Below are 22,946 nucleotides of genomic sequence, written 5' to 3' on the forward strand. Positions count from 1 at the left end.
ACAAGTCTCTTGCCAGGGCATGGGCTGGTCCTCCTTGCCCATACCGTAACTTGTGTAACCCATGTTGCCGGTCTGATCTGTTACCTATGTTGCCGGTTTGCACAGGAACGTCACTGCCGGGGAAGGGGTCATGGGTTATGCTGTATCCCATGATCCTTTCTACCGGAGAATGCCATGCCCCGCCTCGTTACCGTCGCCGCCACCCAGATGAGCTGTAGCTGGGATCGCCAGGCCAATATCGCCAAAGCCGAACAATTGGTGCGTCAGGCTGCTGCCAGGGGGGCGCAGATCATCCTGATTCAGGAACTGTTCGAGACGCCGTATTTCTGCCAGAAGCCCAATCCTGAATATCTGCAGATGGCCACGCCTACGGACGAGAATCCGGCGATTGCCCATTTCCAGAAGGTTGCCAAAGAGCTGGAAGTGGTACTGCCGATCAGCTTCTTCGAGCTGAGCGGTCGGGCGCGTTTCAACAGTATCGCCATTATCGACGCCGATGGCCGCAATCTGGGTGTGTACCGCAAGAGCCACATTCCCGATGGCCCCGGTTACCACGAGAAGTACTACTTCAACCCTGGGGATACCGGCTTCGAGGTATGGAAGACCCGCTACGCCACCATCGGCGTGGGGATCTGCTGGGACCAGTGGTTCCCCGAGTGTGCCCGGTCGATGGCGCTGCAGGGCGCCGAGATCCTGTTCTATCCGACGGCCATCGGCAGCGAGCCCCATGACTCATCAATCACCTCCAAGGATCACTGGCAGCGGGTGCAGCAAGGCCATGCCGGCGCCAACCTGATGCCGCTGGTGGCCAGCAACCGGGTCGGGTTGGAGGAGCAGGACGGGTACGACATCACCTTCTACGGTGCGTCCTTCATTGCCGACCAGTTCGGCGCCAAAGTACAGGAAGCCAACGACCGGGACGAGACCGTGCTGGTGCAGCAGTTCGACCTGGACCAGCTGGAGCATATCCGTTCCGCCTGGGGCGTGTTCCGCGACCGCCGGCCGAACCTGTACGGGCCGCTGAAGACCCTGGACGGTTCGCTGGAGTCCTGATTCATGTACACCCTGCACAGCACGCCCCGCGCCGACGGTTACGCCATGCCCGCCGAGTGGGCGCCGCACAGCCAGACCTGGATGATCTGGCCCGAGCGGCCGGACAACTGGCGGCTTGGCGGCCAGCCGGCGCAGGTGGCCTTTGCCGAGGTGGCGAAGGCGATCGCCAGTTTCGAGCCGGTTACCGTCGGGGTGTCGGCGGCGCAGTATGCCCGGGCCAACCAGTTGCTGGACCATCCAGCCATCCGCGTGGTTGAACTCAGCAGCGATGATGCCTGGGTCCGCGACACAGGCCCGACCTTCGTTACCAATGGCCAGGGCGGGCTGCGCGGCGTGGACTGGGTGTTCAACGCCTGGGGCGGCTTGAACGGAGGGCTGTATTCATCCTGGGATAGGGACGATCAGGTGGCCGACAAGATACTCGGGCTGGAACGCTGCCCGCGTTACCGCACCGAGGGCTTCGTGCTGGAAGGCGGAGCCATCCATGTGGACGGGGAAGGCACGCTGATCACTACCGAGGAATGCCTGCTCAACCCCAACCGCAACCCTCATCTGCAACGGCACGAGATCGAGCAGATGTTGCGCGATTATCTTGGTGTGGACTGCATCATCTGGCTGCCGGAAGGGCTGTACAACGACGAGACCGATGGCCACGTCGACAATTTCTGTTGCTTCGTCCGCCCCGGTGAAGTGCTGCTGGCCTGGACGGATGACCCCGAAGACCCCAACTATTCCCGTTGCCAGGCGGCGCTGGCGGTACTGGAGCAGGCGGTCGATGCCCAGGGCCGATCACTGACTGTACACAGGATGCCGATTCCCGGGCCGATCCATGCCAGCGAGGAGGAGTGCGCCGGGGTCGAGCCGGCCGCTGGCAGCCAGCCGCGTGACCCCTCCATTCGCCTGGCTGGGTCCTACATCAACTTCCTGATCGTCAACGGCGGCATCATTGCGCCATCCTTCGATGATCCGCAGGACGACACCGCCAGGCAGACATTGGAGGGGCTGTTCCCCGAGCGGCGGGTGGTAATGGTGCCGGGGCGGGAGATACTGCTGGGGGGCGGCAATATCCATTGCATCACCCAGCAGCAGCCGGCGGTTTAAGCGTAGCGGCTCCCGCCGCAGAAGGGTTCGTATTATAGTTCATTGCCCTGCCCGGCTTGCCGGGCAGTTCTGCCTTGAGCCAATGATAAGGACACCCCATGCGCTTCGCTTTTCGTGCCGTAGCCCTGCCTCTGGCAGGCGTTGCGATCCTGCTTTCCGGTTGTAATGAACCCCGCCAGGCCGAGCCCGCATCGGCTCCGGTCGCTGCCATGCCGGCCACGCTGAAGGGCGAGCTGACTAGCCAGAGTGCCGTCAACCTGAATGATGGCTCGCGCAGCCAGAGCTTCGGGTTGCAGTTGCAGGCTGATACCTTCTACCGCGTCAGCAGCAGCGGCGCGCTGCAGGAGCCGGTTCTCCTGCTGTTGACCGAGGACAACCGCCCGGTGGGCGGGCCGCGGCCAGGGAAGCTGTATATCCAGCCGGAACAGGACGGTACCTATCGGCTGGCGGTCAGTGGCAGGGATGCCAAAGATTTCGGGCCTTTCCAGCTGGAGGTCAGTACCGCCGACGTGACCAACGAAGGTGAGCTGCATCCGGGCGCGGATATTCTCGGCCGGCTGCAGGCTGGCGACGCCCGCACCGGCAACCAGTACACATTGAAGATTGCCGATGAAGGGCTTTATGAAATCCTGCTGCGCTCCGATGAACTGGATACCCTGCTGAAGCTGCGTGGTAACAGGATCAATCTGAGCGACGATGATGGCGCCGGCAACACCGATTCCAGATTGTACACGCGACTTGCGGCGGGTGATTACCAGGTGATTGTCGATGGCGTTGAGGAAAGGGCCCAGGGCATCTATACCCTGAGCATCACCCAGCGCCAGTTGCCGGACGGCGTCGATCTGAGCGACGGCGCCGCGCTGGAAGTGGGCAGGGAATATACCGGCCTGCTGGCGGGGCAGGCCCAGACCTATCGCCTGGTGATCGAGCAGGCGGGCCTGCTGGAGCTGAGCATGCGCTCACGGGACATGGACAGCCTGCTGGAACTGCACGGCCCCGGTGTGGCTGTGCGTGACGACGACGGTGGCGGCAACCGTGACGCGCTGATCAGCGCCGTGGTGGAACCGGGGACCTACCGGGTCAAGGCATCGCAACTGGGCAGCCAGGACGGCATCTTCAGCCTGCAGGCGCAGATCAGTCCGGTCAGCCCGCTGGGCGAGCATGTCGCGCCTGCTGATACCCGTGTCGGCCGCCTTGCCACGGGCGAAGCCCATCGCAGCCGCCTGCAGATCACGGAAAGCGGCCTGTACCGGATCGGTCTGCGCTCCTCGGAATTCGATGCCGTACTGCGGCTCGATGGGCAGGGGCTGATGATGGAGGATGACGACAGCTCGGGTGGCACCAATGCGATGCTCGAACTGTACCTCGAAGCCGGGGAATACGAGCTGGTCAGCGGCAGCTACGGCGATGAAGGGCAGGGCGGCTTCGTGCTGTCGGTCAGCGCGGCGCTGTGATCCGGGGGGGGGGCTGTAAAACAGGTTTCACCCATCTGAGGTATGATGACTGTCGAGTCGAAACCGTTCACGGTTCGACTCGATCGTCTGAATCACTACCCTGGAGGAGATTCATATGAAGCTGTATTACAGCCCGGGCGCCTGTTCCATGGCGGTCCATATCGTACTCATTGAGGGTGGTTTTTCCTTCGACAAGGAGCAGGTCGACCTGGCCACCAAGAAAACCGCTGATGGTACAGACTATACCTCGATCAACCCCAACGGCTACGTCCCCGCCCTGGCGTTGAACAATGGTGAGGTATTGACCGAAGCGGCGGTGATTCTGGCCTATCTCGCCGATCAGGTACCGGAGCGCAAGCTGGCGCCGGCGGCAGGCAGCATGGAACGCTATCGGCTGCAGGAGAAACTCAATTTCATCACAACCGAACTGCACAAGGGCTTCGGCTCGCTGTTCAATCCGGCCATGCCGGAGGAGTGGAGAGAGCAGGTGAAGCAGGGGCTGGGCAAGCGTCTGGCATATATTGCCGGCCAGCTTGAGAACAGACAGTACCTGCTGGGCGGCGAATTCAGCATCGCCGATGCCTATCTGTTCACCATTCTGGGCTGGAGCAAGCTGGTCAAGGTCGATCTGTCACCCTGGCCGGTACTGGCCGACTACAGTGCCCGCATCGCCCAACGGCCCGCAGTTCAGGCGGCGATGAAGGCCGAAGGTCTGATCAGCTGATCAACTGCGCAACTGACCGCCGTCACGGCGATCAGTTGCGTAGCACTTACTCTGCAAGCAGGGCGCGACCGCGCTGAACGGCAGCCCCGGCCTGGGCAGGTGCATCATCCCCATCAACATCGGCCCCGCAATAGCACCGGCCAGTTCCGCCAGGTGCGCCGTGGCCAGAAGCAGCATCGCCACTCCGGGAAGGCCGGCCGCCCCTTTATCAGGCATAGATAGGGATGTAGGCCTCTTCATAAGGTGTGGATTCGGGTAGTTGCTCACGGATGATCGCGATCAGATTGTCGAGTTGGGCTTTGCGGCAGTAGATCTTGCGCGTGGCGCGGATCAACTTGTCTTCGAGTTCAGCTTCGGGGTTGTAGTAGGAATAGCTCAAACCTATGATCGCGCGCCGCCGGAAGACGATCATCTTCGTGAAGTCACTCCAGGGCTGAACTTTATGCCGATACCTTTCATGCATTTCACGAAACTGACTCGACGTCCCCATTTTCAGATACATCAGCCCCATCATGCCCGGCCCGGCTATGGCGCCAATCAATGCCGCCGGGTGTATCGTGGCCAGCATCAGCATGAACACGCAGGTGATGCCGGCCGCCCACTTCAGCATCCGAGGCAGCCACTCGGGGAACTCCTTCCATTCGCAGAATTCCAGCCCTGAAGCGGTCAGCCGGTAGGCGAACTTGGTTGTCTGGTGGGTCATGCTTAAAGCAACACCACTGAGAACAGCAAAGAGCAGGATATCAACCACGACATGATAGCCGCCCAACGTACTGTGCCAATAGGCGGCTGCTAATGAAATCAGTGCAAAAATAACAAAAAGCCCATTTGCAATATCCGTGTTATACGCTCGCGCCCTCAATGACCATTCGGCCAGGGCCGGTTCATCATTGTACTGCCAGTCCAGCTGGGGCGGCAGGGTCAGGGGGTCGCGTGAGAACATCTGAAGTCTCCATGCAGCCAGCAACTAACGTTCGGCTGGCAACTTCTTTTTATTGGGCAGCATCACCCCATCAGGCATAGATAGGGATATAGGCCTCTTCATAGGGCGTGGATTCGGGTAGTTGCGCGCGGATGATAGCGATCAGCTCGTCAAGTTGGAATTTGCGGCAGTAGAGAAGCTCCTCCCAAGGGATCATTCGACCCTTGCCGCCATCACCCTCAGGGTTGTACCACTCGAAGTGCAGCCCAATGATGGAGCGCCGCCGAAACACCGTCATCTTGGTGAAGTCAGTCCACGGGTGAAAACCCTGATGAAACCGCTCATGCATGCGTCGGAACTGACTCGACGTGCCCATTTTAAGATACATCAGCCCCATCATCCCCGGCCCTGCTATGGCGCCAATCAATGCCGCCGGGTGTATCGTGGCCAGCATCAGCATGAACACGCAGGTGATGCCGGCCGCCCACTTCAGCAGCCGGGGCAGCCACTCGGGGAATTCCTTCCATTCACAGAACTCCAGCCCGGAAGCGGTCAGCCGGTAGGCGAACTTGGTTGTCTGGTGGGTTATGCTGAATATCATTAAGCCAAATAAAAGTAGGCCGAATATTGTTAACGACAGTTGCCAGAATAGGGGGCGATCAATGTCAAACCCCAGCCAAATAGCCATTGGTATAGCAATCAGGGAAACTCCTACGCACAGTCCATTGGCAACATCCGTATTATAGGCCCGCGCCCTCAATGACCACTCGGCCAGGGCCGGTTCGTCCTTGTACTGCCAGTCCAGCTGGGGCGGCAGGGTCAGGGGTTTGCGTGAGAACATCTGAAGTCTCCATAAAGGGTGCGGGCAGGGTAATCATTTGTGGTTGTATGGCAGTGCGTGAGAGAAACTCACCTTCCACCGGCCTATTCGACAGTGGGTCGCTGATCAGCTCGGCGGTTCGGGGGGCATTCATCAGCTTGGCCCTGAACATAAAACGCATGGGTTCACGCGCCTTATCCAGTTCCGGGTAACTCAGTTCCAGCTCGACATAGGACGCACCACTGACCGGTATCCATGTGCGCCAATGGTAATGGCTGGCATCCGCGGAATAATCATGGTCGCCCGGAAGTTTGTCGTTATGGCCGACCGGGGGCATATTCGACAGCGGGTCATCCCCCAGCGCCGGGCTCCAGTAGCCACCGCCCAGGCGGTCGTATACCTGCTGCTCCAGGGCGATCACGCTTCTGCTGGCCAGAAACCCGCCTGTCTTGCGTACAAATACGGCCTTGATCTCGCAACCCTGGCCTGCCAACTGGGCAGGGAGGCTGATCTGCAACCAGGCACCATCGAGCCCGTTCCAGTAAGGGTTATTGGTCGAGCGAACACTCACGTCCGGGGTCAGACATATCTGCGCCAGTTGCCAGAGACTCTGCCCGTGGGCTTCATCGGTGTCATCCATGGGGATGGCGGCCTTGCCCCAGTAGCACTGGTACAGCCAGAGTCGCAAACCCTCCCGATGATAAAGGCTGACTAGTACGCTGGCGACCAGATAGACCAGCCCTACAATAGCCAGTAAGCCAATCATCCAGCCGCCCATGACCCAGGCAAAGTTGAAGTAAAGACCTGAAAGGCTGCCGCCAACCTGGATTGCAGCGCCGATAGCCATCGCAGACAAAGCATAGCGTTGAATTTCCAGCGCCCTCGTTTGCTCGTGACTGGTCGCCCGCTCCATCTGTCGACTGACCTGCACAATCTCGCTGGCTGCCGCGATGACATTCAGTGCGGCCATGCCTGCGGTGCGAGCAATCAGGCGCTGGGCGAGCTTGGCGTGGGAAAGCTTGTCCGCCTTCAGCCAGACACGCGCCCCTGCCTGGGTCAACTCCAGTGTCTGCCCCCGAATTACACCTGTCATATTCCCCACCCGCGCCCACATCGGCATCACCATCAGCGCCATCAACAACGAGCCCGCTGTAGCCAGCGAAGTGAGCAGCTGGTTCTTTTCCTCACCGGTGAGGTAACCGTCGTGATGCACCGCTCGGGTGGTCACCATCAAATTCCACAGGCCGAGGCCGGCAAGCAGTACCGGCAAGGTTCCACCCAGGTTGACATCAACCCAGGCCTTGGTGCGCGCGGCATAGGCGGCTGGGCTGGTTGCCTTGAGGTGCAGCTGGGTCTGCATTTCGGACTGGCCGACCGTGAACAGCAACACCTCCAGCTGTTGGACGCTGACCGTGGTGCTGCGTGATTGGCCTTTCAGTACGCCATATACATGCAGTACGCCATATACATGCCGGGGCCGGTTGCTGTAGTGGTCTTGCAGCGCCGCATCCAGTGCACGCAGGTCCTGGCGTGCTGACTTCTTGTCGTACCAGTTGCCTGACCTTCGCAGTGTTCCCCGCTGACCTCGCCGCTGCTTGGCTATTGCCTGTTGGTCCATGGTCCATTGCTGCTGCTCACGGGCGAAGTTCCTGTTGAGCTTCAGGGCTACAATGTCAGAAACCTCATGGCTCACCACAATCTGGGTGAGCGAAAAGCGCAGCACCCGCACCGCCGTCGTCGGATTGTTGGCCAAAGCCTTGAGCGCCGGCAGGAACAGGGTCGACAACCGATTCCATACTTCACTGGCGCGTTGAAGAGTGGCCTGACGCAGAGCGTCCATGCTCATGCGAGCTGTCTCGGACAGGGAGCGGTAGAGGCGGCTGTTCTGCACCACCTCCAGACTGAGCAGCCCCTGAACATCCTCTACGCCCTTGAGCGTCCGCTGCCAGAAGTCGCTCCCGGTATTGATCTGGCCGCTGGTGTCCGACTGATTCCCCAGGCCATCGATCGTGCCGGTGGTGGTGTAGTTGTAGGCCATCTGTTCCAGGGCCTGGGCCAGCTCGCTATTGAAATTGAACAAGGCCAGACCTATGAGACTGTTCTCTTCCGTCATCTGGCGATACAACCATGCCTGCCCCTGGAATTCGAGCCTGGCCAACCGCATGATGCTGTTGTTCTGCGCGGGTGCGTCCACTTCGTCGCTGCTGCAGCCCCCCAGGCTCTGGGCGATTCCCTCAACCCACTCAAGCAGTTCTGCGCTCTGCTGTGCGTTGCAGGTGTCGTAGAACAGCGCTTCGGCTTCCGGTCTCAGGGACTCAAGCCAGCGAGTCAGATCAGTCTCGGAAACCCGCACGTGGTGGCGCAGACGCAGTAGTTCATCGGCCCTCTCATTTAGAAAAATGCAGACTTCGTCATAGCGCACATCGTTGCGCCAGGCGTCCTTGGCCCGCCAGTCTTCGGCCAGCTCACCCCATGCCGGGTGGTTGTGCGAGACCTGCCACTTGTCGCGCATGATAGCTATATCAATCTGGTGCGCACGCGAGGCGGCGTTAGCCCCGGCGAAATCAACATACACACTATGCGCTGTGGCATAACTGCTCAGAAAGCGATGGGCATCCGCAGTAAATGCAAGCCGCTGCTGCAGATCGCCCTTCACCGCCGTTGGCATGACTGCGTCCAGGTCGACACCGCAGGCCTGATGCACAGCCAGAGCACTTTGAATGGTGTTGCGATGTTGCATGTCAAACTCACCGATCTCAGCCAGGCGACCGTTGAGCTGCATGTTCAGATCCTGAATGACTGCCAGAGGATCATCCAGCGCGATGAACAATGCGGTGTCCTGATCCGGGACCGCGCCCAGCACCAGAGCGTCACTGATGCCGGGTTTGACCTGCATGGCCGGGTGCTCACTGTTCGGTTCCCCTGTGGCAGGCACGAACGTCGTTTCGAAATTGGGGACAGCTCCAGCGCTGCTGATATCGGCTACGGCATCGGCCAGGGTGCGCAATGGGGCGCCATGGGCGACCTCCAGGCTGTTGCAGTAATTGCGCAGATCCAGATGACGCATCCACTGTGCCTGCTGTTGGGCATTGCTGCGCATCCGTTCGCAGATACGCCACGTCCATTGCACCGGCGAGTAAGCCAGACGCAGACGACTGCTTCGCGGATAAAGCAGATAAGGTAGGGTTTCGCCAGGATTGTCACGCACATCCTGCCCCAGCTCTCGCTCGCCCCAGACCATGCGGGTGAACTGGTGGCCCTGTACGCGGTACTCATGAAAAGTGGATGCGATTTCATCCCAGACGTACAGCCAGCCATCACGCAACTGGCGCAGCGTATAGCTGCGCGACTCCAGAGACGGCAGATGCGCGGCGTCAAAACCTGGCGGCAAGGGGTTTGGGCCCTGTGAAGACCCTTTAGGTGGTGATTCATCCAGCGCATAGCGTACCGGGAAGATCGCCACTTCCTGTGCGCGCAGCGGGCATTGTGCATTGGCGCTGGCGGGCTTGTCTTCGAACTGCTGATTGCGTTGGGCCTGCGCGAGGGATAGTGGATGTGCGGCCGTCATGAGAGTCCCTTTTGCTGACAGTTGAGAGAATCGGCTTCGAAAGCCTGAATACGTGTATCCGGGGGGACGCGCGTCATATGAGGGTTGTCGGCCAGCCAGATGGCATACAGGCCATCCTCAGCACTGCACACCTCCTCGCCGAGCCGAGCATGCAGTTCCAACCAGATGGCGATACTACGTTCGGTCGTCAACCCCCAGGCTTGGGCGGCCTGATATTGTCGGGCAATCCAGTCGCCCCAATGATTGCCCTGCTTGTCCCTGAAGTCAGGTTGGGTCTGCTCAAACCAGCTATCAAGCCGGTCAGCAAAGCGCCTCTGATAGGCCAGCTCCAGCGCATCAATCTGGGGTTCTTCCAGATGACCTGGCTTGAGGCCCAATAAGCTGTTCGTCGGCATAGACGAATGAAAGCTGAGCCATTGCGTCTGTTCCTGCACTTGCCAACGAGGTTTGTGGGTAGCCAGCTGCCACTCATCTATCGGCCCCAGCACAGCAGCCAGTGCCTGCGGGCTGTAACTGGCCAACCAGTATTGAGCCACCAGCGGGTCGGCAAAACGCAACAGACTGTCACTCCCCAGGGCATCGCTGACCTGTATAAACTGGCGCAGATGGTCGGCAACCGTCAGCATGGGCGCTTTGCTGCGCAGTACTGACGCGCACGCCTGCAGTGCCGGATCACGCTCGACGTTCGTCAGCAGCCCCTGGGCCGAGAGCGGTTGCACCAGCACCGGGCCAATATCGGCCAACTCGCTCCAGCGAGTCCGTGCGTAGAGGGGTTCGACTTCCAGCGGCTCATCCTGCATATACAGCCACGGCAGCAGTTGCTCGCGCAGTACACCGTCGAACAGCAGATATGACTGGGCGTTTGCGCTCATCACCCAATCCTTTCCGCTGCCAGACCCGGCTGTTCAGATAGTTGGCAAATGGCGCAGCGCGGCGCTGCTTGCATCAATGCCTGACGCTGCGCGGGCACTAACACAATGCCTCCTTCTTCCACTTCGGGCGCCACACTCTCGCCTGGCACCAACGGCGTGGCTCCGGTGCCTTGACTTGGGCTGCCGCCGGAATTCATCTTTACGCTCGGCCCGACCAGAGTCACCCCACCGGGATCAAGTTTGACGAAGCTGCCACCCACCTTGAAGGTGATTTCGCTACCGGCTTCGAGCACCACTTTCATGCCGCTGGACAGGTGGATTTCCTGTCCAGCCTCGATGAACTGGCCCTGACCGAGTTTGATGTGCTGGTGGTGGGCGACGGTCAGGTGGTCGTCGGCCTTGATCTCGGTTCTGCGGTCGGCATCGGTGGTGTGGTGTTCTTCGGCCAGGTTTTCGGTGTAGCGATTGGCTTCGATGCGTTCGTGGCGCTCGTTACCGACGCGGATGTGCTGGTCGTGCTGGATGTTCTGGTCCCAGTCGCGCTGGGCGTGGATGAAGATCTGTTCCTCACCGGCCCGGTCCTCGATGCGCAATTCGTTGAAGCCATTGCCGCCGGGGCTGCTCAGGCTTTTGAAGACTGTTCGGGTTTTATGCTCGGGCAGTTCGTAGGGCACCGGGTGGGCGCTGTTGTACAGGCAGCCGCTGACAAGTGGCTGGTCCGGGTCGCCTTCGAGGAAGCTGACCAGCACTTCCATGCCGATGCGCGGGATGGTGACGCTGCCCCAGTGGTTGCCGGCCCAGTTGCTGGCCACCCTTAACCAGCAGCTGGTGTTGGCGTCGGCCTGGCCTTCGCGATCCCAGTGGAACTGGACCTTGATGCGGCCCTGGGGGTCGCAGTGGATCTCTTCGCCTTGGGGGCCGGTGACGGTGGCGGTCTGGGTGCCCAGTACTTTTGGCTTGGGGTGAGCGCGGGCTGGGCGGTGGGGGGTGGCCCAGGGGGTGGCGGTGAAGTGATTGCGGTAGCCTTGGGTGAAGGTGGGGTCCTCCTTGGCCCAGGACTTTTCCCCCTCTCCCCAGCCCTCTCCCGCGAGGGGAGAGGTAGTAAAATCGGTGCCGGCCGGTAACTCTGAGCTGGTTATAGATTCCTCTAGAACCTGCGGCTGCTTGCCTTCGTGATGTAGCTCGGTGATCAGCCAGAGGTCGTTCCAGCTGGTTCTGGGGTGGCCTTGCAGTTCGAGGAAGTGGCCGCTGCGCAAAGTAGGCTGATCGCTGTGGGCGGTGGCCTGGTGGTAGTCGCTGCGGTGGCGTTCCAGGGTGCGCTGGGCCAGTTGCTTGCCGCGGCTGCGGTCGGTGAAGCGGCCGGGGTAGTCGTAGTCTTCCAGGTCGGGCAGCTGTTCGGCCCGGGCCTGGCTTTCCAGCTGCAGGCGGGCCTTGTTGGGGTCGTAGTCGCGGCGGGTGACGCGGCTGGTGCGGGTTTCCAGTCTTACGCCGAAGCGTTTGATCACCGGCTCGTCGGCGACCATGCCGTTGCCCTGGTCAAAGCTGACCGGGGCGAGGCGCGGAAATACGGTCTGGTCATCGCCGAACACCAGCAGGTGGCCGTCCTGGCTGTGGCGGAAGTGGTAGTGGATGCCCTCTTCCTCGCACAGGCGCTGGATGAAGTGCAGGTCGCTTTCGTCGTATTGGGTGCAGTAGTCCCGTTCTGGATAGTCGCTTCCCAGCTGGAACTGGAAGGCGTCGCTCTGGATGCCGTGATCTTCGAGCACTCGGGCAATGATCTGCGGTACGGTCAGGTGCTGGAAGATGCGCTGGTTGTGGCGCAGGGACAGGTAGTGCAGGTGCGGTACCAGCTCCAGCCGGTAGCGGGTCATGCGCTTGCCGGACTCGCCGATGGCGGCGTGGTGGATCAGCCCGTGCAGGCCGGTGCCGTTGCCCAGATCGAGCCAGGCGTTGTGTTGCAGCAGGGCTTCCAGGTCCAGATCGGGCTGGTCGCTGACCAGCTGCAGTTCGATACGGTAGCACTGGCTGATCGCCTCGCGGGCACGGAAGGCCAGTACCTTGAAGTCGTGGTCGATGCCCGGCAGGGTCAGGGTGAAGTGCGGTTGGTCGGCGGGGGCAAACATCCTGTGTCCCTTGTCTGAAGAACAAAGGTGCCGTTATATCAAACCGGCGGCTGTGGGAGTGGTTCAGTGGGCCAAGCTGTGAGTCAGTTCGCAGTCACTAGGGAGTGTGGGAAGCAGTGGTTGATCAGTGAGTGGTCATCCGGGTCTGGGTTTCTGCTGGTCGCTCACGCTGTGCCACATCAATCCAGCTGGCACAGCGTGCGTTGACTATTACCGACCCAGCAACTCGCGACCGCGCTGAACGGCAGCACGCACCTGCGCCGGTGCGGTGCCGCCGATATGGTCGCGGGCATTCACCGAGCCTTCCAGGGTAAGCACCTCGAACACGTCCTGCTCGATCTGGTCGCTGAAGCGGCGCAGTTCGTCCAGGCTCATCTCGGCCAGGTCCTTGCCGCTGTCCACGCCGTACTTCACCGCATGCCCGACGATTTCATGGCAGTCGCGGAAGGGGATGCCTTTGCGTACCAGATAGTCGGCCAGGTCGGTGGCGGTGGAGAAGCCGCGCAGGGCTGCTTCACGCATCACCTCGACCTTCGGATGGATCGCCGGGATCATGTCGGCAAAGGCGCGCAGGCTGTCGCGCAGGGTATCTACAGCGTCGAACAGCGGTTCCTTGTCTTCCTGGTTGTCCTTGTTGTAGGCCAGCGGCTGGCTTTTCATCAGGGTCAGCAGGCCCATCAGGTGGCCGTAGACGCGGCCGGACTTGCCGCGGACCAGTTCGGGCACGTCGGGGTTCTTCTTCTGGGGCATGATGGAGGAGCCGGTGCAGAAGCGGTCGGGCAGCTCGATGAAGTTGAACTGGGCGCTGGTCCACAGCACCAGCTCCTCTGAAAAGCGCGACAGATGCATCATCGCCAGCGCCGCAGCGGCGCAGAATTCGATGGCGAAATCGCGGTCGGAGACGCCGTCCAGGGAGTTGCCGGAAATCGCCTCGAAGCCCAGCAGCTCACAGGTCAGCGCACGGTCGATGGGGTAGGTGGTGCCGGCCAGTGCTGCCGAGCCCAGCGGCATGCGGTTGACCCGCTTGCGGCAGTCCAGCAACCGCTCGCGGTCGCGGCAGAGCATCTCGAACCAGGCCAGCAGATGATGGCCGAAGGTCACCGGCTGGGCGGTCTGCAGGTGGGTGAAGCCGGGCATGATGACCTCGGCATGCTGCTCGGCCTGATCCAGCAGGCCGCGCTGCAGGCGCTCCAGCTCGCCTACGATGATGTCGATTTCCTCGCGCAGCCACAGGCGGATATCGGTGGCTACCTGATCGTTGCGCGAACGGCCGGTGTGCAGCTTCTTGCCGGTGATGCCGATGCGCTCGGTCAGGCGCGCCTCGATGTTCATGTGCACATCTTCCAGATCGACCCGCCAGTCGAACTGGCCGGCTTCGATTTCAGCGCGGATCGCCTCCAGCCCCTCGATGATGCTGTCGCGCTCGGCCTCGCTGAGCACGCCGACCTTCGCCAGCATGGTGGCATGGGCGATGGAGCCCTGGATGTCATGCTTGTACAGGCGCTTGTCGAAATCGACCGAGGCAGTGAAGCGGGCGACAAAGGCGTCCACCGGCTCGCTGAAACGGCCGCCCCAGGATTGGTTGGTAGTCTGATCTTGGCTCATGGGTCGGAGGGTTCCGCTGCAATGAAGTGAGAAAACGCATAGGATATCACTTGTCCCAGCACCCTTGGTGCCCGCTGGCGGAGACTGCGCGGATGAAGAACGGATTCTGGTCACTGTTGAGCAAGCCCCAACGCGGGAAGGAGTTCTTCCTTCCCGACCTCTGCTCCTCGGTTTCGGTGTTTACCCTGGTGGTACTGGCAGAACTCATGGTGCTGGTCTGGGTGCTTGCCCAGCCCGCCCCCGATGGTTTCGACTGGCTGCAGCTGGCCCTCGCCTCGCTGTTCGTGCAGTGGATCGTGCTGCTGTCCGCCGCGCTGCTGTGTCCGTTGCGCAGCTGGATGCGCCGGCGGTCCATGGGAGCGGCCATTGCCGGTTGCTACACGGTGGTGGTCGGCCTGACCCTGCTGTTCACCGTGCTGGCTGACTGGGTGCTGCAGCAGGGCATGACCGGAATGCCGGTGCTGCGCGGCGAGCAACTGCTGCGCCATGGGCTCATCGCTGCCATCATGACCAGCCTGCTGCTGCGCTATTTCTATCTGCAGCAGCAGTGGCAGATGCACAACCAGGCCGCATTGCAGGCGCGCCTGCAATCATTGCAGTCACGGATCCGCCCGCACTTCCTGTTCAACAGTCTCAACAGCATCGTCAGCCTGATCGGCAGCCAGCCGGACAAGGCCGAGAGCGCCGTGCTGGACCTGTCCGACCTGTTCCGCGCCAATCTGAGCGATGCCGAGGCGGTCGCCACCTGGGCCGAGGAGTACCGGCTGTGCCGCGGTTATCTGCGGATCGAGGAGTACCGCCTGGGGGGGCGTCTGCGGATGGACTGGCAGGTGGATGAGTTGCCGCCCGATCTGCCGATGCCGCTGCTGACCCTGCAACCCCTGTTGGAGAATGCCATTCTGCACGGTCTCCAGCCCAGTGTGGACGGTGGCGACATTCAGGTTACCGGCCACTATCGCAACGGCAGCGTTGAACTGCTGGTATCCAACAGCTGTCCACAGCAATCAGAACACCGTGGTGCCTGCATGGCGCTGGACAACATACGTGCCCGCCTGGCCGCGCTGTTCGGGCCCACTGCCCGGGTGGAAGCGTGGCAGGATGGGCCGCGCTACTTCAGCAGGCTGGTCTATCCTTGTAGGCAACCAATCACTTAACGCACAGGAAGTCATTCAGGCATGAAAGTACTGATCGCCGATGATGAACCTCTTGCACGGGAACGCCTGGCCAGGCTGGTATCCGCGCTGCCCGGGTATACCGCCCTGCCGGAAATGGCAGCCAACGGCCAGGAAGCGCTGGAGCTGGTGGAAAAGCTGCATCCGGACACCGTCCTGCTGGACATCCGCATGCCGGGCATGGACGGACTGCAGGCGGCCGCACGGTTGTGCGAGATGCCGGATGCGCCGGCGGTGGTGTTCTGCACCGCCCACGGCGAGTACGCCCTCGAAGCCTTTGCCGTGAGCGCCGTCGGCTACCTGCTCAAGCCGGTACGCAGTGAGGATCTTGCCGAGGCGCTGGGCAAGGCCCAGCGGCTCAATCGCATGCAGCTGGCCAGTCTGGGCCGGGCCGGCATCGCCAGCGAAACCCAGCAGGCGCGCAGCCACATCAGTGCGCGCACGCGCAAGGGAGTGGAACTGGTACCGATCGAGGATGTGCTGTATTTCATCGCCGATCACAAGTATGTGACCCTGCGCCATACCAACGGCGAGCTGCTGCTGGACGAACCGCTCAAGGCGCTGGAGGACGAGTTCGGCGAGCAGTTCGTGCGCATCCACCGCAATGCGCTGGTGGCGCGGGATCGCATCGGCCGGCTGCAGCGCACCTCCATGGGGCACTTCCATCTGCATCTGCGCGACCTGCCCGAGGAAACCCTGACGGTCAGCCGCCGGCACGTGCCCGGCCTGCGCAAACTGATGGAGCAGCTCTGAGCACGGCGGAGGGGGCGCGCATGGATGATAGCCGGGGCATGGCGTATCATGCCTGTTGATACAGGACGAGAATCCCATGAGTCGACATCTGCGAATTGCCACCCGCAAGAGCGCCCTGGCCCTGTGGCAGGCCGAGTACGTCAAGGCGCGCCTTGAACATTTTCATCCGCACCTCACCGTCAGTCTGGTGCCCATGGTAAGCCGTGGCGACCAGCTGCTGGACTCGCCGCTGGCCAAGATCGGCGGCAAGGGCCTGTTCGTCAAGGAGCTGGAGTCAGCCATGCTGGCCAACGAGGCAGACCTGGCGGTGCATTCCATGAAGGACGTGCCCATGCAGTTCCCCGAGGGGCTGGGGCTTTACGTCATCTGCGAGCGGGAAGACCCTCGTGACGCCTTCGTTTCCAATGATTTCGAATCCATTGACGCACTGCCTGAGGGCAGCGTGGTGGGCACCTCCAGCCTGCGCCGCCAGGCCCAGTTGATGGCCCGACGCCCGGATCTGAAGATCCGCTTCCTGCGCGGCAACGTCAACACCCGGCTGGCCAAGCTGGATGCCGGCGATTACGACGCCATCATTCTGGCCGCCGCCGGTCTGCGTCGTCTGGGCTTCCATGATCGCATCCGCAGCACGCTGTCCACCGAGATCTGCCTGCCCGCCGGCGGCCAGGGCGCGGTGGGCATCGAGTGTCGCACCGACGATACCGAGCTGCACGAGCTGCTGGCGCCGCTGAATGATACCGACAGCGCGCTGCGGGTACGCGCCGAGCGGGCGCTGAACAGCCATCTGAACGGCGGCTGCCAGGTGCCCATCGCCTGCTATGCCGAGCGCGCCGATGGCGAGCTGTGGCTGCGCGGGATGGTGGGCGAGCCCGATGGCAGCCGCCTGCTGACTGCCGAAGCCCGGGGGCCGGAAAACGAGCCCGAGAAGCTGGGTGTGGCAGTGGCCGAGGATCTGCTGCGCCAGGGCGCCCAGCAGATCCTCGATGCGGTGTATCAGGAGGCCGAAGGCAAGTGAGTCCGGTGCTGCTGACGCGCTCCGCGGAAGACAACCAGCGCCTGATTCCTCGCCTTGAGCAGCTCGGCATCGCTGCGCGCAGCCTGCCGCTGCTGCAGATCGAGCCGCAGGAGGAGACGCCGCAGCAGCGCAGCCTGATACTGGAGCTGGACCGCTACCACGCGGTCATGGCAGTCAGCCCGATTGCTGCCAGGCTCGGTCTGGAACGGCTGGATGCCTGCTGGCCCCAGCCTCCGGTGGGCATCGAATGGTTCGCTGTGGGCCCGGGTACGGCGGCGGTACTTCAGGAATATGGCCTGCCGGTGCAGTTTCCGCTGGACGGCCAGGACAGTGAGGCGCTGTTGCGCCTGCCGGCATGGGAAAGACTGCTGGGGCTGCCCGATCTGCGGGTGCTGATCTGGCGCGGGGTGGGCGGTCGCGAGCACTTCTCCGTGACCATCCGCGGGGCCGGCGGCCGGGTGGATCTGCTCGAACTCTATCAGCGGACCATGCCGGCGACTCTGGAGCAGGATCTTGCCGCAGCAGCTGCCGAGGGCTGCAGCGGGGTGGTGATACTCAGTGGCCAGGCGCTGCAGCACTGGCAGCGTGCGGCTGGATCAGACTGGGAGCGCCAGCGACACTGGCGTTGCTGGGTGCCGGGCGAGCGCGTCGCCGGCCTGGCGCGGCAGCTGGGCTGCTCCGATGTGGTGTCCTGCGATGGGGCCGATGACGACAGCGTCATCGCCGCCATCCTGGCCCACCCAATCACGCCATAGGGGGAACAGCGTGGAACCGAACAACGATAACAATCAGCGCGGCGAGCCGCAGCAGCCGGAGCCTGCCGCCGCCGGCGGGTCTGCAGAGAGGACCACTACCGACGGGGCAGGGCGCAAGTCGGCATCCGCTTCGCTGCCGCCCCCCGTTGCCCCGTCCCGGAGCAGCCGGCGCGGCGCTCGCGGTAATGGCAATCGTGGCGTGGCAGTGCTGGCTCTGCTCCTTGCCGCCGCTGCGCTGGGGGTTTCCGGCTGGCAATGGTATGAGGACAGGCAACAGGGCGAGGCGCGGCAATCCGATCTGGCGCAGCTGGAAAACCGCCTGACCGAGCTGGCCAACGCCCAGCGGCAGAGTCGCAACAGTGCGGCCGAGCGTCTCGAAGGTCTGCCCGATGCCGATGGCTGGCAGCAGTCGCAGCGGCTGGTGGCCGACCTGCAGCGCAGCCAGCAGGCGCTGAGCCAGCGGCTCAGCGATCTGCAGGGTGATGCCCGGGCTGACTGGAAGCTGGCCGAGGCGGAGTACCTGCTGCGACTGGCCTCACTGCGGCTGCTCGCCGCACAGGATGTAAGCTCCGCCAGGGAACTGCTTGAAGCGGTGGACGATATCCTGCAGGACCAGCCCGACAGCGGCGTGTTCGCCGTGCGCGAGCAGTTGGCCCGTTACCAGACCCAGCTCGAGGCGCTGCCGGTAGTGGACCGGGCCGGTATCTATCTGAAGCTGGCGGCCCTGCACGAGCAGGTGGACAGCCTGGTAGCCCTGCCGGTCCCGGTGTTCGATCCCGATGAAGTCACTCCCGAAGAGGAATTCGAGGACCGGCTGGCCCGGCGTACCCGTGGCGAACGCATGCTGATGCGACTGGAGCGTTATGTGCGGGTGGACTTCCAGCGGGGCAAGGTGATCACCCCGCTGCTGGACGAGGCGGAGATGCAGCGCGTGCGGCGCACCCTGCAGCTCACTCTGGAGCAGGCCCAGTGGGCAGTATTGCGGGGCGAGGGCGAGGTCTACCAGGCCAGCATGGAACGGGCCGCGGGCATGCTCGAGCAGTTCTTCGAGATGGAGAACCCGCAGGTCCGGGCGATGCGCAGCCGCCTGGAGCGTCTAACAGCGGAGCCGATCACGGTGACTCCGCCCGACCTCGCGCCGCTGCAGCAGGGGCTGGCCAGTTACATCCAGAGCCGCAGGGCGCCGGCCAGTGGCAGCGGGGAGAGCGCCGATGAGTAAGAGCTATGTGGCGGTGCTGGTGGTGCTGCTGGTCGCCGCCCTGCTGGGCATGGCGGTGGCGGAGGACCCGGGATACCTGCTGATTGCCTGGCGCAACATGTCGGTGGAAACCAGTATCTGGGTAGGGCTGGCCTTCCTGCTCGCGCTGTGGCTGCTGCTCAACCTGCTGCGGGCGCTGGTGCGGCTGGCCAGCGCGTCCAGCCGCCGGGTTAACCCCTGGTCCCGGCGCAACCGTGCGCGGCGGGCCAACCAGGTCACCACCCGCGGGCTGCTGGAATTTGCCGAAGGGCACTGGGCGAACAGCCTCAAGCTGCTGCGCCGTTCCGCCCCGCACGCCGACCAGCCACTGATCAATTATCTGGCAGCGGCCCGTGCCGCCCACGAGCTGGAGGACTACCGCGAGTCGGACAACCTGCTGCGTGAGGCCCATGAATCCACACCGAACGCCGACGTGGCGATTGCCGTCACCCAGGCACAGCTGCAGATCGCCAGAGGTCAGCTGGAACAGGCACTGGCGACGCTGACCCGGGTGCGCAAGGACCATCCCCGGCACCTGTATGCGATCAAGCTGATGGGGCAGTTGTATCTGCGGCTCGAGGACTGGGAGCGGCTGGAGCAGTTGCTGCCGGAGCTGCGTCGCCACCGTCTGCACAGCGAGGCGGATCAGCTGGCGCTGGAGAAGCGGGTCTACAGCGCATTGCTGGTGCAGGCTGGCAAGCGCACCGAGGATGTGGTCACCGGCGAGGCGAACCCGGTCAGCCGGGTGTGGGAAAAGTTGCCGAAACCGTTGAAGCAGGATTCCACCCTGCTGGAGACCTACAGTCTGCAGCTGCGGGCATCAGGGGCGGAAGTGCATGCGGAGAAGGTATTGCGCGAGGCGCTCAACGACCGCTACAGCGACCGGCTGGTGCATATCTACGGGCTGGTTCGCGGCGCCGATCCGGCCCGCCAGTTGAGCTCGGCCGAAGCCTGGCTGGCGGAGCATCCCCATGACGCCACCCTGTTGCTGGCGCTGGGCCGGCTGGCGTTGCGCAATCATCTGTGGGGCAAGGCGAGAGAGTATCTGGAGTCCAGCTTTGCCAACCGCCGTGATATCCAGACCTGTGCCGAACTGGTGCGCCTGCTGGAGCATATGGGCGAGCATCAGGCTGCGCAGAAGATGCTGCGCCAGGGCTTCGCGCTGATGGTCCACGACCTGCCGGAACTGCCGCAACCCAGTCGGGCATGACGGTAATCGACCGGCGCCGCCGGCGGGGCGTCAGGCCCGCGCCGGTCGCGGCTCAATCTTCCCGCGGCGCGTAACTGAAGACATCGGAGTGGATCTGCTCCCGCACCGCCCCGGCGGCGAGCAGGGCGTCCAGGGTCGCGTAGACCATGGGCGGTGAGCCACACAGATAGATGTCGTAGTCCGCCAGCACGGCCAGATCCTCACAGACGGCTTCACAGAGCATGCCCTGACGACCAGGCCAGTCCGGCGTATCGCTGACCACCTGATGCAGGTACACATTCTCCTGCTGTTGCCAATGCTGCCAATGCGGCGCGCTGTAGAAATCCCCGGGGTGACGTACGCCCCAGTACATATGCATGGGCAGGGTGAAGCCCTCATGCAGGCAGAATTCGGTCAGGCTCTGCATCTGTGCCAGTCCGGTGCCGGCAGCCACCATCACCAGTGGCCGTTGCGGCAGGCGCGGCAGGCAGCAGTCCCCCAGCGGCGCGCGCACCCGTACCATGCGCTGCTCGCGAATGTGCTCGACCAGCGCGCGGGTACTGTCTTCCCGCAGCAGGATATGCAGCTCGAGCAGTCGCTCCTCATGGGGCGCCGAGGCTATGGAAAATGCTGACAGTTCGCCGTCCGGTCGCTCCAGCAGCAGGTACTGGCCGGCGTGATAGCGCAGGGGCTTCCCCGCAGGGGTGCGCAGCAGCACACGGCACACGTCACCGCCAACGTCCTGGATTTCGACCAGCTGGCAGGCGAGACTGCGCACCGGAAGCTCGTCCGGCGCCAGCACGCCCTGCCATTCCACCTCGCAGTCTTCCAGCGGCTCGGCAATGCAGGTGTAGAGTTCGCCGCGGGTACGCTCGGTGCCGTTCTGCGAAACCCGACCGCTGATCAGGTTGGCGGCACAGATATGGCAGTTGCCGTTGCGACAGCTCTGCGGCGCGTCAAAGCCCAGGCGGCGGACCGCATCGATGATGCGCTCGCCCGGCAACAGTTCGATGACATGCCCGGAGGGCTGCAGGGTAACCTTCATCAATCGATTCCCAGTTCGTGCCAGAGGGCATCCACGCGCTGCTGCACGGCGGGGTCCTGGACGATAGCGGTGCCCCACTCGCGGGTGGTTTCACCGGGCCACTTGTTGGTGGCATCCAGCCCCATCTTGCTCCCCAGCCCGGATGTAGGCGAGGCGAAATCCAGATAATCGATAGGGGTATTGTCGATCATCACGGTATCGCGCTTGGGATCCATGCGCGTGGTGATGGCCCAGATCACATCGTTCCAGTCCCGGATATTGATATCGTCATCCACCACGATGACGAACTTGGTGTACATGAACTGGCGCAGAAAGCTCCATACACCGAGCATCACGCGCTTGGCGTGGCCGGGGTACTGCTTCTTCATCGACACCACCGCCATGCGGTAGGAGCAGCCCTCGGGCGGCAGATAGAAATCGGTGATCTCCGGGAACTGCTTCTGCAGGATGGGCACGAACACCTCGTTCAGTGCCACACCCAGCACCGCCGGCTCATCCGGCGGGCGGCCGGTATAGGTACTGTGGTAGATCGGTTTCTCGCGCTGGGTGATGCGCTCGACGGTGAATACCGGGAAGCGGTCCACCTCGTTGTAGTAGCCGGTGTGGTCACCGAAGGGGCCCTCATCGGCCATCTCGCCCGGGTGGATCACGCCCTCGAGAACGATCTCGGCACTGGCAGGCACCTGCAGATCGGAGCCGCGGCACTTGACCAGCTCGGTGCGCTGGCCGCGCAGCAGGCCGGCAAAGGCGTATTCGGATAGGGTATCGGGCACCGGGGTAACCGCACCGAGGATGGTGGCAGGGTCGGCGCCCAGGGCCACGGCGACCGGGAAGGGCTCACCGGGGTGCTTCTCGCACCATTCGCGGAAGTCCAGCGCCCCGCCACGGTGGCTGAGCCAGCGCATGATCACCTTGTTGCGCCCGATCACCTGCTGGCGGTAGATACCCAGGTTCTGTCGGTCCTTGTTCGGACCGCGGGTGATGACCAGCCCCCAGGTGATCAGCGGTCCGGCATCGCCGGGCCAGCAGGTCTGCACCGGAATACGGGACAGATCGACATCGTCTCCTTCAAGGACGGTGGCCTGGCAGGGCGCATCGCGCACTACCTTGGGGGCCATCGAGATCACCTTCTTTACCAGCGGCAGCTTGGACCAGGCGTCCTTGAAGCCCTTCGGCGGGTCGGGTTCCTTCAGGTAGGCCAGCAGCTTGCCGATCTCGCGCAGCTCGCTGACGTCACTGGCGCCCATGCCCATGGCGACGCGTTCCGGCGTGCCGAACAGGTTGCCCAGCACCGGCATGTCGAAACCGGTGGGGTTCTCGAACAGCAGCGCCGGGCCAGCCTTGCGCAGCACCCGGTCACAGACTTCGGTCATTTCCAGAACAGGGGAGACGGGAGTCTGGATGCGCTTGAGTTCACCGCGCTGTTCCAGGCCCTTGATGAAGTCACGAAGATCGGAATATTGCATGGCAGCTTCAGGTCTCGGGGCTGCAGGCGGCGAGCTGATGGGTGATCAGGCGCGCTGCCTGCGAGGGTGTGT

General features: G+C 62.9%; 19 protein-coding genes. 10 read left to right on the forward strand and 9 right to left on the reverse strand.

The window, feature by feature from the left end:
- The first annotated feature begins 174 nt into the window (after positions 1-174).
- The 4 genes from aguB (at position 175) to gstA (ending at position 4,332) form a co-directional block, all read left to right on the forward strand.
- Positions 175-1,053, forward strand: a complete 879-nt coding sequence (gene aguB, locus IEW63_RS10990; protein WP_188636683.1) for an N-carbamoylputrescine amidase — start codon at positions 175-177, stop codon at positions 1,051-1,053.
- Positions 1,054-1,056: 3 nt separating this feature from the next.
- Positions 1,057-2,154, forward strand: coding sequence for an agmatine deiminase (aguA, locus tag IEW63_RS10995; RefSeq protein WP_188636684.1), 1,098 nt, complete (start codon positions 1,057-1,059; stop codon positions 2,152-2,154).
- Positions 2,155-2,252: 98 nt separating this feature from the next.
- Positions 2,253-3,608 carry a hypothetical protein gene (locus IEW63_RS11000; protein ID WP_188636685.1) on the forward strand — a complete coding sequence of 452 codons (1,356 nt, stop codon included), beginning with the start codon at positions 2,253-2,255 and terminating at the stop codon, positions 3,606-3,608.
- 115 nt (positions 3,609-3,723) lie between these two features.
- Complete coding sequence (gene gstA, locus IEW63_RS11005) at positions 3,724-4,332, forward strand: glutathione transferase GstA (protein ID WP_188636686.1); 609 nt, start codon at positions 3,724-3,726, stop codon at positions 4,330-4,332.
- On the opposite strand, the gene IEW63_RS11010 is transcribed toward gstA, so the two are convergent.
- From IEW63_RS11010 to argH, 7 genes are all read right to left on the reverse strand, one after another.
- Positions 4,333-4,509 (reverse strand): hypothetical protein, encoded by a 177-nt coding sequence (locus IEW63_RS11010; RefSeq protein ID WP_188636687.1) that lies wholly within the window; start codon positions 4,507-4,509, stop codon positions 4,333-4,335.
- A 31-nt stretch (positions 4,510-4,540) separates the two neighbouring features.
- The gene (locus tag IEW63_RS11015; protein WP_188636688.1) at positions 4,541-5,275 is read right to left on the reverse strand and encodes a hypothetical protein; all 735 of its coding nucleotides are present in this window, start codon (positions 5,273-5,275) and stop codon (positions 4,541-4,543) included.
- Positions 5,276-5,345: 70 nt separating this feature from the next.
- Entirely contained in the window at positions 5,346-6,095 is a 750-nt protein-coding gene (locus IEW63_RS11020) for a hypothetical protein (RefSeq protein WP_188636689.1), read from the reverse strand.
- A complete protein-coding gene (locus IEW63_RS11025; protein WP_188636690.1) occupies positions 5,995-9,642 on the reverse strand; it encodes a T6SS effector BTH_I2691 family protein in 3,648 nt (1,215 codons plus the stop codon). Before IEW63_RS11025 ends, IEW63_RS11020 begins: the two co-directional genes overlap by 101 nt.
- Positions 9,639-10,514, reverse strand: coding sequence for a DUF4123 domain-containing protein (locus IEW63_RS11030; protein WP_188636691.1), 876 nt, complete (start codon positions 10,512-10,514; stop codon positions 9,639-9,641). Before IEW63_RS11030 ends, IEW63_RS11025 begins: the two co-directional genes overlap by 4 nt.
- Complete coding sequence (locus IEW63_RS11035; protein ID WP_188636692.1) at positions 10,514-12,637, reverse strand: type VI secretion system Vgr family protein; 2,124 nt, start codon at positions 12,635-12,637, stop codon at positions 10,514-10,516. The genes IEW63_RS11030 and IEW63_RS11035 overlap by 1 nt, the downstream gene beginning before the upstream one ends.
- Positions 12,638-12,847: 210 nt before the next feature.
- Positions 12,848-14,242: an argininosuccinate lyase gene (argH, locus tag IEW63_RS11040; RefSeq protein WP_188636693.1), complete on the reverse strand. Its 1,395-nt coding sequence runs from the start codon at positions 14,240-14,242 to the stop codon at positions 12,848-12,850.
- Between the two features lie 92 nt (positions 14,243-14,334).
- Between argH and IEW63_RS11045 the strand changes: the two genes are divergently transcribed.
- The 6 genes from IEW63_RS11045 to IEW63_RS11070 all read left to right on the forward strand — a co-directional run bounded on the left by IEW63_RS11045 (position 14,335) and on the right by IEW63_RS11070 (position 20,384).
- Positions 14,335-15,396, forward strand: coding sequence for a sensor histidine kinase (locus IEW63_RS11045; protein WP_188636694.1), 1,062 nt, complete (start codon positions 14,335-14,337; stop codon positions 15,394-15,396).
- 21 nt (positions 15,397-15,417) lie between these two features.
- Positions 15,418-16,167 (forward strand): LytR/AlgR family response regulator transcription factor, encoded by a 750-nt coding sequence (locus tag IEW63_RS11050; protein ID WP_188636695.1) that lies wholly within the window; start codon positions 15,418-15,420, stop codon positions 16,165-16,167.
- Between the two features lie 76 nt (positions 16,168-16,243).
- Complete coding sequence (gene hemC, locus IEW63_RS11055) at positions 16,244-17,182, forward strand: hydroxymethylbilane synthase (protein WP_188636696.1); 939 nt, start codon at positions 16,244-16,246, stop codon at positions 17,180-17,182.
- On the forward strand, positions 17,179-17,937 hold the full coding sequence (locus IEW63_RS11060; protein ID WP_188636697.1) for a uroporphyrinogen-III synthase: 759 nt from the start codon (positions 17,179-17,181) through the stop codon (positions 17,935-17,937). The genes hemC and IEW63_RS11060 overlap by 4 nt, the downstream gene beginning before the upstream one ends.
- A 10-nt stretch (positions 17,938-17,947) precedes the next feature.
- The gene (locus IEW63_RS11065; RefSeq protein WP_188636698.1) at positions 17,948-19,156 is read left to right on the forward strand and encodes a uroporphyrinogen-III C-methyltransferase; all 1,209 of its coding nucleotides are present in this window, start codon (positions 17,948-17,950) and stop codon (positions 19,154-19,156) included.
- The gene (locus IEW63_RS11070; protein WP_188636699.1) at positions 19,149-20,384 is read left to right on the forward strand and encodes a heme biosynthesis HemY N-terminal domain-containing protein; all 1,236 of its coding nucleotides are present in this window, start codon (positions 19,149-19,151) and stop codon (positions 20,382-20,384) included. Before IEW63_RS11065 ends, IEW63_RS11070 begins: the two co-directional genes overlap by 8 nt.
- A gap of 52 nt (positions 20,385-20,436) precedes the next feature.
- Here IEW63_RS11070 and IEW63_RS11075 read toward each other — a convergent pair whose 3' ends face one another.
- Together IEW63_RS11075 and ubiD are read right to left on the reverse strand one after the other, a co-directional pair.
- Positions 20,437-21,408: a 2Fe-2S iron-sulfur cluster-binding protein gene (locus tag IEW63_RS11075; RefSeq protein WP_188636700.1), complete on the reverse strand. Its 972-nt coding sequence runs from the start codon at positions 21,406-21,408 to the stop codon at positions 20,437-20,439.
- Complete coding sequence (gene ubiD, locus IEW63_RS11080; protein ID WP_188636701.1) at positions 21,408-22,874, reverse strand: 4-hydroxy-3-polyprenylbenzoate decarboxylase; 1,467 nt, start codon at positions 22,872-22,874, stop codon at positions 21,408-21,410. Before ubiD ends, IEW63_RS11075 begins: the two co-directional genes overlap by 1 nt.
- Between the last annotated feature and the right edge of the window lie 72 nt (positions 22,875-22,946).

The sequence above is a fragment of the Halopseudomonas pertucinogena genome, from assembly GCF_014646575.1.
GTDB classification, from domain to species: Bacteria; Pseudomonadota; Gammaproteobacteria; order Pseudomonadales; family Pseudomonadaceae; genus Halopseudomonas; species Halopseudomonas pertucinogena.

Bases quoted from the DNA above. Each gene is read 5' to 3' on its own strand.
- aguB (WP_188636683.1), top strand. From the start codon at position 175: ATGCCCCGCCTCGTTACCGTCGCCGCCACCCAGATGAGCTGTAGCTGG.
- aguA (WP_188636684.1), top strand. From the start codon at position 1,057: ATGTACACCCTGCACAGCACGCCCCGCGCCGACGGTTACGCCATGCCC.
- IEW63_RS11000 (WP_188636685.1), top strand. From the start codon at position 2,253: ATGCGCTTCGCTTTTCGTGCCGTAGCCCTGCCTCTGGCAGGCGTTGCG.
- gstA (WP_188636686.1), top strand. From the start codon at position 3,724: ATGAAGCTGTATTACAGCCCGGGCGCCTGTTCCATGGCGGTCCATATC.
- IEW63_RS11010 (WP_188636687.1), bottom strand. From the start codon at position 4,509: ATGCTGCTTCTGGCCACGGCGCACCTGGCGGAACTGGCCGGTGCTATT.
- IEW63_RS11015 (WP_188636688.1), bottom strand. From the start codon at position 5,275: ATGTTCTCACGCGACCCCCTGACCCTGCCGCCCCAGCTGGACTGGCAG.
- IEW63_RS11020 (WP_188636689.1), bottom strand. From the start codon at position 6,095: ATGTTCTCACGCAAACCCCTGACCCTGCCGCCCCAGCTGGACTGGCAG.
- IEW63_RS11025 (WP_188636690.1), bottom strand. From the start codon at position 9,642: ATGACGGCCGCACATCCACTATCCCTCGCGCAGGCCCAACGCAATCAG.
- IEW63_RS11030 (WP_188636691.1), bottom strand. From the start codon at position 10,514: ATGAGCGCAAACGCCCAGTCATATCTGCTGTTCGACGGTGTACTGCGC.
- IEW63_RS11035 (WP_188636692.1), bottom strand. From the start codon at position 12,637: ATGTTTGCCCCCGCCGACCAACCGCACTTCACCCTGACCCTGCCGGGC.
- argH (WP_188636693.1), bottom strand. From the start codon at position 14,242: ATGAGCCAAGATCAGACTACCAACCAATCCTGGGGCGGCCGTTTCAGC.
- IEW63_RS11045 (WP_188636694.1), top strand. From the start codon at position 14,335: ATGAAGAACGGATTCTGGTCACTGTTGAGCAAGCCCCAACGCGGGAAG.
- IEW63_RS11050 (WP_188636695.1), top strand. From the start codon at position 15,418: ATGAAAGTACTGATCGCCGATGATGAACCTCTTGCACGGGAACGCCTG.
- hemC (WP_188636696.1), top strand. From the start codon at position 16,244: ATGAGTCGACATCTGCGAATTGCCACCCGCAAGAGCGCCCTGGCCCTG.
- IEW63_RS11070 (WP_188636699.1), top strand. From the start codon at position 19,149: ATGAGTAAGAGCTATGTGGCGGTGCTGGTGGTGCTGCTGGTCGCCGCC.
- IEW63_RS11075 (WP_188636700.1), bottom strand. From the start codon at position 21,408: ATGAAGGTTACCCTGCAGCCCTCCGGGCATGTCATCGAACTGTTGCCG.
- ubiD (WP_188636701.1), bottom strand. From the start codon at position 22,874: ATGCAATATTCCGATCTTCGTGACTTCATCAAGGGCCTGGAACAGCGC.